Origin of the sequence: Microbacterium sp. nov. GSS16, from assembly GCF_028198145.1 — a bacterium.
Classification (GTDB): Bacteria; Actinomycetota; Actinomycetes; order Actinomycetales; family Microbacteriaceae; genus Microbacterium.
Window position 1 is genome coordinate 670,938 of the sequence record NZ_CP116338.1, and the last position, 15,174, is coordinate 686,111.

General features: G+C 63.4%; 8 protein-coding genes. 3 read left to right on the plus strand and 5 right to left on the minus strand.

The features are described from left to right. Window positions 1-144: 144 nt before the first annotated feature. The 5 genes from PGB26_RS03095 to PGB26_RS03115 form a co-directional block, all read right to left on the minus strand. Window positions 145-1,110, minus strand: coding sequence for a PD-(D/E)XK nuclease family protein (locus tag PGB26_RS03095; protein WP_271638837.1), 966 nt, complete (start codon window positions 1,108-1,110; stop codon window positions 145-147). Next, entirely contained in the window at window positions 1,107-6,536 is a 5,430-nt protein-coding gene (locus tag PGB26_RS03100) for a DEAD/DEAH box helicase (protein ID WP_271638838.1), read from the minus strand. Before PGB26_RS03100 ends, PGB26_RS03095 begins: the two co-directional genes overlap by 4 nt. A 944-nt stretch (window positions 6,537-7,480) precedes the next feature. Then, the gene (locus tag PGB26_RS03105) at window positions 7,481-9,523 is read right to left on the minus strand and encodes a hypothetical protein (protein WP_271638839.1); all 2,043 of its coding nucleotides are present in this window, start codon (window positions 9,521-9,523) and stop codon (window positions 7,481-7,483) included. 796 nt (window positions 9,524-10,319) lie between these two features. Beyond that, window positions 10,320-11,282, minus strand: coding sequence for a NaeI family type II restriction endonuclease (locus PGB26_RS03110; RefSeq protein ID WP_271638840.1), 963 nt, complete (start codon window positions 11,280-11,282; stop codon window positions 10,320-10,322). Further along, on the minus strand, window positions 11,283-12,542 hold the full coding sequence (locus tag PGB26_RS03115; RefSeq protein WP_271638841.1) for a DNA cytosine methyltransferase: 1,260 nt from the start codon (window positions 12,540-12,542) through the stop codon (window positions 11,283-11,285). Between the two features lie 161 nt (window positions 12,543-12,703). Here PGB26_RS03115 and PGB26_RS03120 point away from each other — a divergent pair, with 161 nt between their 5' ends. The 3 genes from PGB26_RS03120 to PGB26_RS03130 are packed head-to-tail and all read left to right on the plus strand — an operon-like array spanning window position 12,704 to window position 15,160. After that, window positions 12,704-13,081 (plus strand): very short patch repair endonuclease, encoded by a 378-nt coding sequence (locus PGB26_RS03120; RefSeq protein WP_271639587.1) that lies wholly within the window; start codon window positions 12,704-12,706, stop codon window positions 13,079-13,081. A 28-nt stretch (window positions 13,082-13,109) separates the two neighbouring features. After that, entirely contained in the window at window positions 13,110-13,436 is a 327-nt protein-coding gene (locus tag PGB26_RS03125) for a nucleotide pyrophosphohydrolase (RefSeq protein WP_271638842.1), read from the plus strand. Then, on the plus strand, window positions 13,433-15,160 hold the full coding sequence (locus PGB26_RS03130) for a DNA/RNA helicase domain-containing protein (RefSeq protein WP_271638843.1): 1,728 nt from the start codon (window positions 13,433-13,435) through the stop codon (window positions 15,158-15,160). Before PGB26_RS03125 ends, PGB26_RS03130 begins: the two co-directional genes overlap by 4 nt. Window positions 15,161-15,174: the final 14 nt, after the last annotated feature.

A 15,174-nucleotide genomic window follows, 5' to 3' on the forward strand; every position in this document is an offset into this window, starting at 1 on the left:
ATGCATCCTGGTCCCTTGCTGCTCATCGATCGTCCGGTAGCAGTCGTCGCGATTGGCGTCGCAACTGTTGGACTCAAGCTGTTGTGATGAGTCGCCCAGTTGATGTGATGTGTGGGTCTGGAGGTCATCGCGCGTCGGCCCCATCTAGCCTTCGTCCGGTAGTACCGAAGCCCGCGTCGATCGGCTAGCGCGCCACTCACGCCCAGCACCCGATCTCCGTCCGGCCACCTCGGTGACTCGAAGCTTTGGCCCCGTGATCAAATCCTGAGGGCGCAGTCGCGTCAAGCCGGTCACCCATTGCTCACCAGACGTCGTGCTGAGCCGAACAGCAGTCAGCCCTCCCGCAGCCGCCTCCACCTTGCTTATGGAGCCTTCGATGCAGTCGGCGTCGACCCATGCTCTGGCGGCGTTCCAGTGCGGTTCGCAAGTGAGTCGACGCCGACAGTACTTGCAGCCCTTGGAGTCGGGCACCGCCAGTCCACGTTGCGTGCGTGCCACCTCGACATGCGCTAACACATCGTCCACTTCTCTCTGCGAGAACTCAATTTGGACCGGGCCGTGCTGGAGGCTGAACGCAATCAGAGAATTGGGAAGGTGCCCTGACTCCCGCTTGAACAGGGCTGCGTAGATCAGCAATTGCGTCCGTATGCCTTGGCTGTTCGCATCCTTCCCGGTCTTCAGGTCTACGACCGCACCACCGCGCGGATTGTCGACGACCACGTCGAGTTGGCCGTACAACATACTGACGCGGTCTTGTAGGAAGACTTCCGAGTGCGCAGTCGCACCGGCGTTCTTGAGGACCGCTGCGAGCTCGGGACCTCGCGAACGCAGCCTCGCGCGCGTCATGACTGAGTCAGGCAGCCGTTTCGCATCGACCTTCCACCGCCCTGCTTCGCGATCCCACGCGTGCTGCAGTCCTTGTCCGTGCTCGTCGTCCACCCAGGCACCGCTTTCGAGCCACGCGCTCATCGCGAGGTGCGCAAGGGTCCCGGCGTTTTGAGGCTGTGAAGGTGGGATGGGCTTCGCGGTCGATGCATATGCCGCGGACGCTGGGCACCGCAGTAATTGTCCGGCTGACGTCGCCGACAACCATTGCCCTAGGTGCGTCATGTCATGGCCTGCGCCGCATCGGCGATGAGTTTGAGCACGCGCCGAGGGTCGCGGTCGATAGTGAAAGAGTCCACGAACACTACGCCGTTGCAGTCCGTCGAGGCTTCGACATCCGCTGCTGCCTCGGCGAGTCGCTCGGACATCACGTCCGAGTCCGACCCTTCAAAGGGATGCCGGAGCACCACGCCGTACGCGCCGTACTTAGGTGTATCGATGACGGCAGCCGACGCGCTAGGCAGGTCGAGGATTGTTGCACCAAATGACGCAGCCCACCGGCTCAACGCTTTCGACTCGGCTTCGCGATCGATGTCCAGGGTGCCGTCGCGCAGCAGCCCGAAGAGGTCCCGGGCGAGCCGCCAGTCGAGAAGAGCGTGGTACGCCATGTTCCCGTAGTCGCGCAGGCACCGATAGCACGATGAGTTACAGGTGTGGGGGTGGTCATCCTCCTCTAGCTCCCCGAGGTAGTCCGTGATTGCGCTCAGAAACTCCGGGAGAAACTGCTCGGACCCGAGATGCGTGCTGAACCCCGCACCGTTCTCAAGTGTGTCTGCGAGGAACGCCTGAACAGTCGGTTCCCCCGTTTCCGTGACGCCAGAGTAGATGCCCGCGTTCAGCTCGAGCGGCAGGATGTCCAGGTTGGTCGCGGCGACGGTACGCAGGAGGAAGGCAAGCGAGAACCAGCCTGCTCGGCGCCCTTCGGTTACGTCGGGCGCGCCGCTCGGTTGGTGGATGCCGGAAACAAGGTTCAGCCGGATTCCACGGTCCCAGTCCGTCGGAGCTACGGAGCCGATGAAGAGGAAGTCCGTGTGCTGCACGGCCCCGAGTGCGACGTGCTCGACGTCGCCTGTCGCGAAGGTGCCGGGGATCAAACCCTGCTCGATGGCCTGCACTGATACGTACCCGCCCCAGTTCGGCCCGCCGGTAGCGGCGGCGCGGAGTGGAAACAGGTGCCCGCTGTTGTCATTGATGACGTATCGCTCGGCGGGTCCAGCGAGTACCTGCGCGCGGCCAACAGTGGACTCGGTGAGCTTCTTCGGGTCCGCCATGGCCCGTGCCGCCATTGCGCGTGGCGACCAAGAGAAGTTGCCGTCGAAGTCCGTGTCGAATCCGCTCCGGAATCCGAGAGGCTCGCGCAGGGGGACTCCACTGAAGTAGGCAGGCCCGGCTCCGCATCGAGGACAAGTATCCGTGTCGTCACCGGAGCGCTCGTCACCGAGGTAGGAACAGGTCCGGCAGATGAACAGCGCCGTCGAGCTCCCCAGCGGGTCCGAGACAGGCTGCGGAGCGCCGGAGCCGGCGGGCTTGAACTCGGTGATGCCCACGACGGGATAGACCCTGCCGTCCCGGACGACTTCGCTGAGCGGGGCGAAAGCGCTAACGGCCATGCTCAGGTCGCGGTCGATGACATCCGCCGGCGGCCACGGGTTCGACGACGACGGACGTCGGAGGTAGAGGTAACGCACCGACGTCGGGAACCCGAACATCGGCAGGAGGCCAGCTTCGGCAAGCAGCTGACTGAGGTCGTCGTGCTTCGCCGTGGCTACCGCCTCCGCGATGTCGGCGACCAGTGTGCCGAGCACAGCATCTGCTCGTTCCGCCGCCGAGGCGTGGAACGAGGTGCTTGAGCTCAGAGCGGTCGCGAGGGCGACGACGGCATCGCGGTTGTCCTCAATCCACCGCTCAAGTCGATGGCGGATCATCGCGGCCCAGTCGCCGGTCTTGCCGAACTCACCATGTACGTTCGACGAGAGGTCATCCCCATCTGCCGCCGACAGGTAGTCAGCGGAGGCTAGTCGGAGAATCTCGCTGCGCAGGGAGCGGTCGAACAGCTCGGGACGATTCAGCGTGAGGTAGGGCTTGGGTGTTGGCTCGTTCGTGATGCGGTCGGGTCGCTCGAAGTAGTACTCGTCGTGGCTGCGGCCGCGGCAGATGGTCAGTGCGACGGCGACCGGCGAACCTCGTCGTCCTGCGCGTCCGACACGCTGCTGATAGTTGAACCTCGTGGGCGGCATGTTCCCCAGCACGACGGCAGACAGCGAGCCGATGTCGACGCCAGCCTCCATCGTGGTCGTGACCGAGAGCAGATCGACAGCGTCGGTCTTCTCGTTCTCGTCGCCCGCGAGGAAGACGCCCTGAAATCTTGCCTGACGGTTCTGCGCATCGACGCGGTCAGTCTGACCGGTGAGCTCCGCAGTGTTCAGGCGGAATCTGCCGTCCTCGCTCATGGCCTTCCAGGCGTAGTAGTCGGTTTCGTTGACGACCTGGGTGAATTCGGCGGGGAGTTTCCGCGCGCACTTTGTGCAGTATCCATTTCCTGTCGTCAGATGCTGACGACGGCACTTCTCACACGTCCATGCCCGTCCGTCGCTTAGCCGGATGGACACCTTTGACGGGTCAATCAGGTAGTCGATGACCGCTCCGCCTGCGCGATTCAGCGCGTCCTGGCGCAGCGCATTCGGGTCGCCCGCCATCTCGTCCGCGACCTTCTTCCAGAACTTGCGGAGACGGGAGGTGGGCTCGCCTCGCGCCGTGCGAATCTTGCTGAAGCGGCGCTGGTCGGCGAGGATACGCAGGGCTGCCCGCGCCTCCCCGGTGCTCGACGTACCAGGCGCGTCGGCCGGGGCCGTGTCATCTGCGAGCGTGAGCCAGCCCAGCCCGGTCGTCTCGAAGTCACGCCCGCCCCCGGCGTACAGGCCCTCGAGGATTTCGCTCTCGAGGGAGGCGCTGATGTCCTCGATGAGCGACTGCCCAGTTGGGGAAAGCCCACTGCGAGGGACAACGGGCGTGACGCTCCAGTTGAACAGTGACGACCAGGTGTCGCCGCCGCGCTCACGCAGGCTTGCATGAGGTCCGCCGGGGTTCATGCCCAGATCGAGCAAGTCGAGCGAGACCAGCGACGACAGCTCGCTGAGGGTGAGGCCCTTCGACAGGTCAGCCATTAGGGCTGGCGCAGCTGTAAGGTCGGTGCCGGGCGCCTCCTCCCAGATATCCCGCAGCGCATTGAAGCTGCCGGGGTCACGCTTGCGTAGTCGTGCGATGGCCTCCCACCTGTCAGGCGTCCTGTTCCCCTCTGCGAGGTATTCCCGGGCTAGCTCAACGTCCGCCGCCGGGTCGCCCGCTTGCCTCAGGCGGAGGTACATCAGCTGGCGAAGAATGTCCTGATAATGCCGGAGGCCGAGCCCGGCGGAAAGCTTCGCAGCGTCCTGCCGACTGTCGGTGAAGACGATGAGCTTGCGTTCCCGTTCACTCAAGTCATTCGCGAGCTCCGTCGTGAGCACCTGGTTGACCTTCTCAAAACCAGTGCGCATCGCTCGGATGGGAGAACGCTGAGTGCGCGGGTCCGTCGCCTTGAGGCGCTCGGGTCCTGCATACTGCTGCTCCCAGTCGTCGCCGCAGGCGGGGCATTGCGTCGGGAACGGGCTCACCGTCGCCATATCACGCTTGAGCTTGCCTGTATTGTCTCGCGCGACCTTCGCGTGGAAGCTCCAGCCCGTGTACCCAGTCGTGGTGTTCCGCAGTTCGCCGGACCCCGGGTTGAGGGCGCTTGGCCGGAAGGAGTACTCAACTTTTTGGCCGTCTCGAGTCCACGAGCGCGAGTCGAGCGCGTCCAAGTCCCTCACGTCCCGCGGCCAATAGACAATGTAGTTGTCAGCCGTGCGCTGCAGGCTGACCTGGTCGGGGAGCTTCGCCAGCTCTGGTACGTCGGCGAGGAGCATGGTTTTCACTCCCGATTGCTGGGGGTCGCCTTCGGGGGCAAATCCACCAAGGAATACGTCGCCGCAGTTCTGGCAATACAGGAGCTCGAGCACGCGGGCCCCGCATTCACATCGCGTTGCCGGCTCGGCGTGGAGCTTGCCGATGGTGCGGTCCGGCGAGCGGTCCGCTACTGCGCTGCACGCACGGTCCGAGCAGGCCCACATCCCCGCAACGTTCCGGAAGAAAAGGTGCGCGCGAAGCTTCGGGTCGCTCTCGTGCGGCTCCGAGGCGAGGCCTTCGAGGACCCGCGCGACAGCCGCACGCGCAATTTCGTCTTCCGCGTCCGGGAAGATGGCGGTTGCGAGGTCGCCGACCTTCTTCGCCGCCCCACTGCGAGCATGCAGTGCAGTCCGGAGCGATTCGACCACGCCGGTCTCGCGCGCCACGGCCGCGGCGTCACCCGCCGACATCGCGGCGAGTCCAGCGGGGTCCTCCGCCGAGACCGGGTCGCCGAGCGAGGGCACCTTGTTCGTTCCTTCGATGAAGGCGAAGGAACCTGGCTGGGCATCGAAGAACTGGTGGAGATACTCCTGGTCCCGCTGCGCGTCAAGTGAGGCGGACGCCGCCAGTACGCGGAACTGCTCGGGGCGCTCGTCGAGTCCGAGGCGGCGCTTAAGATGCCGGAGCAGGTACGCGACCTCGCTCCCAGCTGTGCCGCGGTACGTGTGCAGCTCGTCGACGACTAGGGTGAAGCGGTTCGCCGGATTCTCCAGCCATCTGCGAGTGGATTCGAAGAAGTGCTTATCCCGGTCGCGGAGCAGCATCACATTAAGCATCGAGTAGTTGGTGATGAGGATGTCCGGCGGGGCGTCTGCCATGTCCCAGCGCGAGCGCATCTCAGCGCCGTCGAGCCGCGGCACGAAGTACTGCAGGTCCTCGTCACCGAGCTGTGCCCCGAGTTCGCGAGCACGGTTGCTGCGCGCTTCCGTGGCGCTGAGGTACCTGGCGAGCTCCTTAACTCTCAGCTGGTTCGTTCGCGACCCTGTGACGGGGGTTGCCCCGGTATACCTGCCGAAGTAGAACCGATGCCCGCTCCGGTGCTCGTTCAGCCAGGAGCGGACCTCGTCACTGTCGAGGGCGCGGCGGAGGCGGATGAGCTGGTCATCTACCAGTGCGTTCATCGGATACAGCACGATGGCGCGGACGGCAGCCCGCCCCGCATCGGACTGGCGCTGGGAGACGAAAGAGGGGCTGTTGCTGTCCCACCATCTCCCTCCGAGGCTCGATGAGCCCTTCCAATCACGGGACTCCTCGAGGAGGGACGAAAGCAGGGGTAGCATGAAGGACTCAGTCTTTCCCGAGCCAGTGCCAGCGGTGATGACCATATTTTTGCCAGACGTCACTCCCGCAGTCAGCGCGGCCTCCTGATGGCCGTGGAGAGCGGGCACGCCCTTGAGCAGTCCGCGTGAGGCGAACTCGGCAAGCTCGGGTGCGGCTCCCGCAGCGCTTACCGACTCCTCGAGAGTGAGCCCGGTTCCCTCGTACTCGGGACGCAGCTCGAGGAGGGGTTCACGGAAGACGCCGCCGTCACGGTCCAGGAGCAGCTGACGTTCGGCCTGAAGGGCGGGGTCCGCGAGGCCGAACGGGGTGTTGTAGTAGTTGAAGTACGCCTTGCGCAGGTGCTCGAAGGTCTTGACAGCGTCGAGATGACGCGGAGCGGGGACGGTCATATTGCAGGCTGGCCTTTCAGTCGATGGCCAGCGATTGGCCAAGGGACGTGCATACGCGCTCAGCGACTTCGCGGGGCACGTTCTCGTAGATAGCGGTTGGGGCGTTCACCCCGAATCTGGGCGGGAGACCCGTGCACAGGACTAGCGCTCGAATGTGAAGGGCAGGCATCGGCGCGCCCCAGTCAACAAACAATGTGCCCGTGTCCACGGATTCACGTCCCGGGTCCGGCCTCCACCTCAGCGCGGGCTCGTTCCGGCGGGCGAGCTCAGCGAAGGTACCGCTCGACAGGTCGCACGCGAACCATTCGCCGTCTCGTCGGGTGATGTACCTCTCTCTGCCGTTGACCTGTTCGGAATAAAGACCGTCCGGATGGTTCGGCTTCGCGGCGCTAACGTCGTGCCAAACACGCGGATGGATCGACTCAAGTCGCTTCAGTCGTGCGCCGTAGACCGGCGGACCAGTCAACGCGCGCGGCCGAGCGAGAGGCAGGGCATGCGAGATGCGGTCCGCAGACTGGCCCGCAACGTTCAGGCCGGCGGCGTCGCCGGCGTCTTGCAAGTCCGATTCCCGCGCGTAAGGCATGTAGAAGGTCGTGGGTTGTGGCACCTCTCCTACCGGCGGCTCTCGCCGAGCTGTCGGAAGCCATCCGCAGAAATCCTCCAGTGCACGCATCATCCGTGGGCGGCGAGCACCCGCGATGACAGCAAGTCCGCCCGCGGAAGGAAGGCGGACGAGTGCCGGCGGGGCGACCGCCCACCGACCTCCAACCCAATCCACCTCACAGTGACCGAGCGATGAGAGGCCGCGAAGCCATCGTCCACTTGTGTACATGCGCGGCTCAATGTTCGCGGTCCTAGCGATCCAGTCGATTCGCGTGCGCACATCCGAGATGGTTCCTGAGCCGACCTCGCTCATCCACCGAAATAGCAGGTCGCCGACGGTCTCATCCATTGGCAAGTCCAAGCTGAATGCGCCAAAACGCGGGTCCTGAAGGCTCCGCGTTGCGTGCCCACGTTCCGAGTACGTCGAATGAGGCTCGCACTTCCTGCGGTGTACCGGGGACGAGGCTGCTGAGGTGCCAGTCCGCTCCACAGCGCTGAGCGAGCCATCGCGCTTGTGGCGGTGCGGGCGCCTCGAAGTATGCGGGCTGAAATGTAAAACCGACGGCGTTGGTGAAGGTGGGAGGACTCGGTTCTACGAGCCGCTGAGTGGCACCGCCTTCGAGAAGCAGCCAGGTCTCGTCGCGCCCGCGGCGGCACACTATGGAATCGGCAGTGAATGTGCTGGGGACGACGGCTCCGATGACCTTTGTTGTCGCAGTAATGGCCCCAAGACTTCCGTTCTCGTCCCAGCCGAGGGTGGCGGTGCCTTTCGGTGGGGCGTCAACGACCGACTCTTCGAGGAGCGCGAAGCTGAGCCGTTGGCCCTCCACGACGACCTCCGTCGCACCTTCCGGACACGGCCAGCGTCTAACCTCGAAAGGAAACCCGTTCGCGGGCACTATATCCTCCTTGCCGCCGAGCGACAGGAGAACCATGCGGGGCTCCTCCTCAGTCGGCAGCAGAAGGTCGGGCTCGCCACCGAGCAGATAGTGGTTTGGTGCGAGATCTCGGTCCAACGGCAGTCCTCGAACGAACCGCGCCCGAGGGACGAGCGTCGGGGCGATACCCAGAGCGCGCAACCCCGGCTCGGCGCGGAGTGCATTCTGCAGCGCCGAGTCATCAGCGAACCGAACGCCCTCGAACAGGACAAATCCAGGAAGCAACGGTGTCGCTCCCTGCTTCCGCGTTGTCCATCCGCCCTCTGCCGCCGCATCCAAAACGCGGGACACCGCGCGCGACTCACCTCCCGTTGCAGCAATCAGGTGAGTATCGTGCGGCGTAACTCCGGACGTTGAGGACCACGCGCCGGTGTCGGGGTCACGGGCGAAAATGAGCACGTCCGACTTCGGAAACTCAGCAGCGTACTCGGTTCCGCGCAGACGGAACCCTTGCGCCAGACGTTCGAAGGTCACGTCAGGCGCGGCGTCCACCGCGTAGTACCTTGAGGGCGGATTGACGGTGAGGGTGACCGGGCCGCCGCCGGGTTCCAGTCTGGAGAGCGTGATCGTCTCCGCAGCTTCGTCCTGGACGCGGAACAGCCAGGTAGCCGTCCAATCTTCGAGATCGACACCGAGTCGGATGGAGATGCGTCGACGGCCGTCTCTCGTGATGACCTGGCCATCCCACGCAGCCGCGCATGCCAGAACGACTGCCGCAATCAGTCCCTTGGTGTCGGCGTCGTGCAGCGCCTCCATGAACGTGTGGCCCAGTCTGTTCGAGCTCGCGGACGTCCAGACTTCGATTGCTTTCAACATCGATTGCTCGTCGGGGAGTCCGTACTCGCTAATCGCGAGCGCTGCGAAGAAACGTGTCAGTTCGGCGCGATCGTTCCTTGTCAAAAGCGCTTGCGACCGCGGATAGCCGATTCGAGTGAGCCTGTCGTGTGTTCGGATCGTCGATACTCCCACTCGGCCTGCCTGCTCGCCAATCCAGTTGTCGAAGGCGCACCACATGTCGACGACGTCGAGGAAAGCGCTCCCGTCGACCTCTGCCTTTAACTGCGTCACACGTGATGCGCTCGCACCGGGTTCAATCGACTCAGCAAGGCGCCTGTAGTAATTCGTCGAGAGCGCCTGTCCGTCCGAGCGCATCCGAGTCGCTGCGAGCACGGTCAGCGCCAGGACCGGGAGTACAGGGGGTGGCGATTCGCGGTTGCCTCGCTCCCACTCCTGCCGGACGGTCTCGATCCGACCGAAGTAGTCCCCGGGCGCATGTGAGCTCGCATCGCGAACGACCTGAGCCAGGTCATCGGCGGGATCCTCCAAACCGGGGGCGATCTTACGAAGCTCGTCGTCATCTACGAAAAGAACGAGAGGTCCGTCTTGCGGCACCAGGAAGTAGTCGGCAAGTTTCTCTTGCCACCACTGGTAGCGCTCATTCATCATCGCTGCGTCTCCTTGAGACAAACCATACAGCGGATATTCTGGTTCGCCACCCGGGTAGATCGTTGTCGTTCTAGCGTTTCGCGCGTTGCTTCACGAACGACGTCAACCGTCCCGGGTTCCGAATCTCACGCCCATCTTGTAGGTGGCATCGAGCATGCACGCCGAGCGCGTCGACGAGCCAACCGCCGTTAGGCAGTCTGATGCTGTGGACACACCCCGGGAAGAATCATCAGTGTCGATTCCAGATCCGCCCGGTCAACCTCCCGTGCCGCCGCGGCGCCCTACAACGAGGCACCGCTCGCGCCGGAACGGTAGACGGCTTCCCGCTTCGCGCCGCGCGAGGATGCCGGCGGCCAGCATTTCCCAGTACTCGGCAGAACAACCTCGTCGCGCTGATCGTTGCTATCGCGGAGCTTATGTTCGCGCGGATCCCCGGTGCATTCGGAGTGGATCTGGGAGTCCCTCAGCATGGCCCCCTCGAGGGAGTGCGGTCAGTCCGCTGGAGCGTGACATGCCAATTCGAGCGGTGCCGCGACTAGCAAATGAAATGCTTGACTGCCTGTATGGTCTTCCCTACGACGGGCGTTTGGTCGGGAGCATGAGGTCTGTTCACAGACAGATCCCGAGCGCCGTCCCTCCACACCCGGCGACGGCCTTGGGCTCAGAGGTCACTACATCGCTTATACGCCGACTGCTGTTCAACACCAGCGTCCGCAAGGGAACCTGACAGCGATGCCCGCGGCGTTTTGCCCCTGCCATATCGACCACCCCTTATGTCGACGACGTTCCACGCGTCCTATATGAATCGCACGTCAGGCGCCGGATGAACAGATAGCTCTGACTCTGCTGCGACGCGCCAGAATACGCCATCTATCTCAACCGAATATGGTTCGTCGTCGCGCGCAGGAATAACCCTTAGGCTGACGACTTCCCCAGGCAGCGGTGCAACAGCGCCGAGGCTCACTGCCACCTCTCGGTGCTTCGCGTAATCACCGCCAAGGATCACGTAACCCTCACCTCTAAGCGCCGTACGAGCTCCACCGTTCGCTCGCACGCGTTTCATGAAGTCGTCCTGTTGTGCAACAGTCGCGATGGTGTTTCTACCAATGCGTCGTCCAGTCACACGCCGCAGAAGCTCGTTGACGCGCTTTTGCCCCGAACGCGGCTGAAATATGTCTTGGAGAGTCTCCTCGTCGCATTGAAGCAGGACGTTTGGCGGAAGATCTCCCGGTCGCTCGATCCAGCGAACCGCATCGCGGCCAGCCCGATTCAAGGTCACCTTTGCGTCACGGTTGTTTCCCGCATTGCAGTGCTCCGGGGCAGCTCGAACAACCCCGAACGCAAACTCACTGTCGCGGTCATTGACGTACCCGACGACCAGTATGTGCCCAATCGCCTCCGGCGGGATCATCCATCCGTTCATCTTTTGAGAAAATTTGCAATCGACGTCGATCCCCGCGACTCGATAGTCGAGCTTCTGGTGTTCTTCAGGTTCGTCAATAACGTCGTCGAACTCGCGACGCAGGTTGATCTCGAAAAGTGTGCCGAAGTGAGTTCGCTCGGTCTTGTGCAGTTGTTCCCAGGAGTAACGCCCGGTTCGCTGGCCGTCGTAGAGCTGATCAAGGGTCCGGCGCATGAGCTTGCCCAGCCGCAGCCCTGTTGGGTCTGCGTTCCTGAAGGCATTGAAGACGCTGATCAGCTCTGTGTCGGTCTCACCCTCCAGCGGGTCAGCCTCCCAGCCGTCGAGCAATGAAGACATTCAGCTGACTCGGTTCCGAAACCGCGTGACAACATCGTGGCGCCAGTGGTCCGATTGCCCGGTGAACCCCTTGAACTCTCCGAGAAGATATCGCTCGACACCACCGTCATCGATTCGATGAAGCTCGAAATCACGGCCGATGGCCGCAAGCCTCTGCTGGACTGCCGCCTCGCTGCCTTGATTGTGAGCATCGACTAGCTCAGCAAGACTCAACGCACCTTCACTAGCCGCAAGCGCTCGATACACCGGGTCGTGGACCTCTACGACCCCGGGCTCAGCGGTCCTGGGAAGACTGTCACGCGTCATCGCGGACCTGATGCTCTGTCCTACCGCTTCGGCGACCGGCGGAGGGAAGGCGTTACCGATCTGCCTGTACTGTGACGTCTTGCGGCCAGAGAATCGGTAGTTGTCCCCCGCTGCCCATCCCTGGATACGAGCCGCCATCTCGATGGTCAGGCGTGGGGGCGTGGTGCGGAAGGACAGTGACTTTCGGTTGGGAGCCATGTCTGCGATTCCGCGGCCATCGACATGGAGTTTCGCCCAGCCGGCCTTCGCCCGCGTCGGGCCCAGGTCTGCTCCACCGTGCTTCTTGCTGCCACCGACAAGGGTCGGACCCACATCGTTGGCGGCATGGCGCCAAGCATCTGCGTACTTCCAGCCATCCGCAGCCATGAGGTCGTGCAGGGCATCCCCGACAGTGACCCGAGGGCCCGGATTTGGTTCGGGCCAATGGAAATAGCGCATATCGTCTGCGGGCATTGCGACGAGCACGAAGCGCGGGCGCAACTGCGGAACGCCGAAGTCAGCCGCGTGGAGCAACTTCCACTCACCTACATAGCCAAGTTCAAGAAGGCGATCAAGCACTCGCTGCCGGTATGCCGCAAACCGCGGCGCGGACAGACCTCGGACGTTCTCGAGCATCACTGCACGGGGACGAAGCACAGCAACCTGCTCAATGGCCCACGCAAAGAGGTCCCGCTCGTCGGACGTACCGAGCTGCTTTCCAGCAGCTGAGAACGGCGGGCAAGGCACTCCTCCGGCAAACAGATCGACGCCCGCATAGTCGCGAGGGTTCCACAGTTCCGGATCAGCAACATCGCCAACGACGACGGGGACCTCGAGGTTGGTGCGCAGGGTGTCGGCCGCGGTCTCGTCGATTTCGACCGCTAGACGATGGGTGAAACCCGCCTTGTGCAGACCAAGGGACTGCCCACCGGCGCCCGCACACACCTCAACGACGCCGAAGCCCTCATCACTCACCCTGCAATCGTAAGCCTGGCTACGGACACTGTTCCGATGGATCGCCGCTCGCTCGCCGAGGCGACGAGTGACCGCTCTAGCATCGATCCATGAATCGATCCGGCCGCCACGATCATGCCATCCAGTCACCGTCGGCAACTTCAGAGGGTCGGCGACGGAACATGCAAGCGAATCGTCGGCGCGACACCAAGCCGGAGCTGATTCTCCGGTCCGCGCTCCACCGTGCGGGCTACCGGTACCGGTGCGACCTCAGGCTCGACCTCGAGGGCGGGAGGGTGCGGCCGGATATCGTCTTCACCCGCCGACGCATAGCGATTCTTGTCGACGGATGTTTTTGGCACTGCTGCCCGATTCACGGCAGCCGCCCGTCGGTCAACGAAGACTACTGGTCGCCAAAACTGTTGAGAAACGTTGAACGCGATCGGAGGAACGACAGCCTCCTCGAAAGCGCAGGCTGGACAGTCATACGAATCTGGGAGCACGTACCAGTCGCGGATGCATTGGAACGCGTGCGTCTTGTGCTGAATGCTGAGGACTAAGCAGGACCTCCCTGCTACCGTCGCCAGTATGCCGACCCCCGCAACGCTGCAAGCACTCCGCGACTTCGCCGTCGAACGTGACTGGGAGCAGTTCCACTCCCCTGAGAACCTCGCGAAGTCGATCTCGATCGAGGCGGCAGAGCTGCTCGAGCTGTTCCAGTGGGGGCAGACGCCCGACCAGACGCGAGTAGAAGAAGAGCTCGCTGACGTGCTCACCTACTGCTTCCACATGGCGGCAAGGCTCGGCGTCGACATCGATGAGATCGTGCTGAGCAAACTCGAGAAGACACGCGCGAAGTACCCAGTCGATCTGTCAAAGGGTCGCATCACCAAGTACACCCATCTGCAGCGATGAGCGAGTTCAGCATCGAACGGCTCCCCTTCGAACGTCAGCACGTCGACGTGTGGGCGCGCAGCGATGCGCAGCACACCGACTGGCCGGTCGTCTACGTGCTCGACAGCTCGGGTCGCAGCAAAAAGCTCTATGTCGGCGAGACAGTGAATGCGGCATCGCGGATGCGGCAGCACCTCGCCAGCTCCAAGAAAGACGAAGGCCTCGATTCGATTCGCGTCGTCATCGGCGAGCGCTTCAACAAGTCGGTCTGCCTCGACCTCGAATCGCACCTGATCCGCTGGTTTCACGGAGACGGTCAGTACAGCATCCTGAACGGCAACGACGGACTCAGCGATGCGCGCTACTACGACCGCGACATCTACCGCGAGTCCTTCCGTGATGTCTTCGAGGCGCTGCGGGCCGAAGGACTGTTCAGTCGCAGCATCCCGCAGATCGAGAACAGCGACCTCTTCAAGCTGTCGCCTTTCAAGGCGCTCACCGACGATCAGGCCATCGCGATCGAAGACATCGTCGAGGGCCTGCTGGCCGATCTTCAGCATCCGGATGTCCGCTCGACCCTCGTCGTGCAGGGTGATCCCGGCACCGGCAAGACGATCATCGCGATCTTCCTGATGAAGCTGCTCGCCGACATCCGCGACTACCAGGATCACGACGACATCGAGCCCGACTCGATGTTCGCCGAGTTCTTCACCGCCGAGAATCGTGAGCTGCTGCGCGATCTGAGGATGGCGCTCGTGATTCCGCAGCAGTCGCTGCGCCAATCGGTACGGCAGGTGTTCAAGAAGACCCCGAAGCTCGACCCGGCGATGGTGCTCACGCCGTTTCAGGTCGGGGAGTCGGATGCCATGTTCGACCTGATCCTCGTCGACGAGACCCACCGGCTCAATCAGCGTGCGAATCAAGCATCCAGTGTGCAGAACAAGAAGTTCCGCGAGATCAACGAGAAGCTGTTCGGTTGCGACGATCCGTCGCGCACACAGCTCGACTGGATCAAGGCGCGCGGCCGCCACCAGCTGCTACTCGTCGACGGGGAGCAGACTGTTCGGCCGCACGACCTCGCGCCGGCGACTCTCGAGCAGGAGCTTCGGGATGCCAAGAACTCGCACCGCCACTTCCGACTGACCACGCAGATGCGGGTGCGCGCCGGTGCGGACTACGTCGAGTACATCCGTGCGCTTCTGCGCGGCGAGCGTCCGCAACGCCCCGATCTCGGCGACTACGACCTACGCTTCTTCGACGACCTCGGCGAGATGCGTCGCGCGATACGAGCTCGCGACCGCGAGATCGGGCTGTCACGCCTTGTCGCCGGATATGCGTGGGACTGGGTGTCGCGCCGCGATCCCTCGGCGTTCGACATCGAGATCGACGGCGAGCGTATGCGCTGGAACAGCACCGATAAGGACTGGATCAACGCTCCCGGATCACCGGAGGAGGTCGGCTCTATCCACACCGTGCAGGGCTACGACCTGAACTACGCCGGCGTGATCATCGGTCCGGATCTGCGTCTTTCGTCGCCTGAGGTGATCGTCGCGGATCGCGAGGCGTACCGCGACAAGAAGGGCAAGGAGAACACCGGGCATCTGAGGGACGCCTTCGGCGACGACGACCTGCTCGTGTTCATCCGGAACATCTACGGGGTGCTGCTGACGCGAGGGATGCTGGGGACGTATGTGTATGTGTGCGACGCAGGATTGCGGGAGCGGCTTCAAGGCTGGCTCGAGTAAGGGTTCTCGGCCAC

What these genes read in the sequence shown, in the direction of transcription:
- PGB26_RS03105 (WP_271638839.1), bottom strand. Translation starts at nt 9,523, where the DNA reads ATGATGAATGAGCGCTACCAGTGGTGGCAAGAGAAACTTGCCGACTAC.
- PGB26_RS03100 (WP_271638838.1), bottom strand. Translation starts at nt 6,536, where the DNA reads ATGACCGTCCCCGCTCCGCGTCATCTCGACGCTGTCAAGACCTTCGAG.
- PGB26_RS03110 (WP_271638840.1), bottom strand. Translation starts at nt 11,282, where the DNA reads ATGTCTTCATTGCTCGACGGCTGGGAGGCTGACCCGCTGGAGGGTGAG.
- PGB26_RS03125 (WP_271638842.1), top strand. Translation starts at nt 13,110, where the DNA reads ATGCCGACCCCCGCAACGCTGCAAGCACTCCGCGACTTCGCCGTCGAA.
- PGB26_RS03095 (WP_271638837.1), bottom strand. Translation starts at nt 1,110, where the DNA reads ATGACGCACCTAGGGCAATGGTTGTCGGCGACGTCAGCCGGACAATTA.
- PGB26_RS03130 (WP_271638843.1), top strand. Translation starts at nt 13,433, where the DNA reads ATGAGCGAGTTCAGCATCGAACGGCTCCCCTTCGAACGTCAGCACGTC.
- PGB26_RS03120 (WP_271639587.1), top strand. Translation starts at nt 12,704, where the DNA reads ATGCAAGCGAATCGTCGGCGCGACACCAAGCCGGAGCTGATTCTCCGG.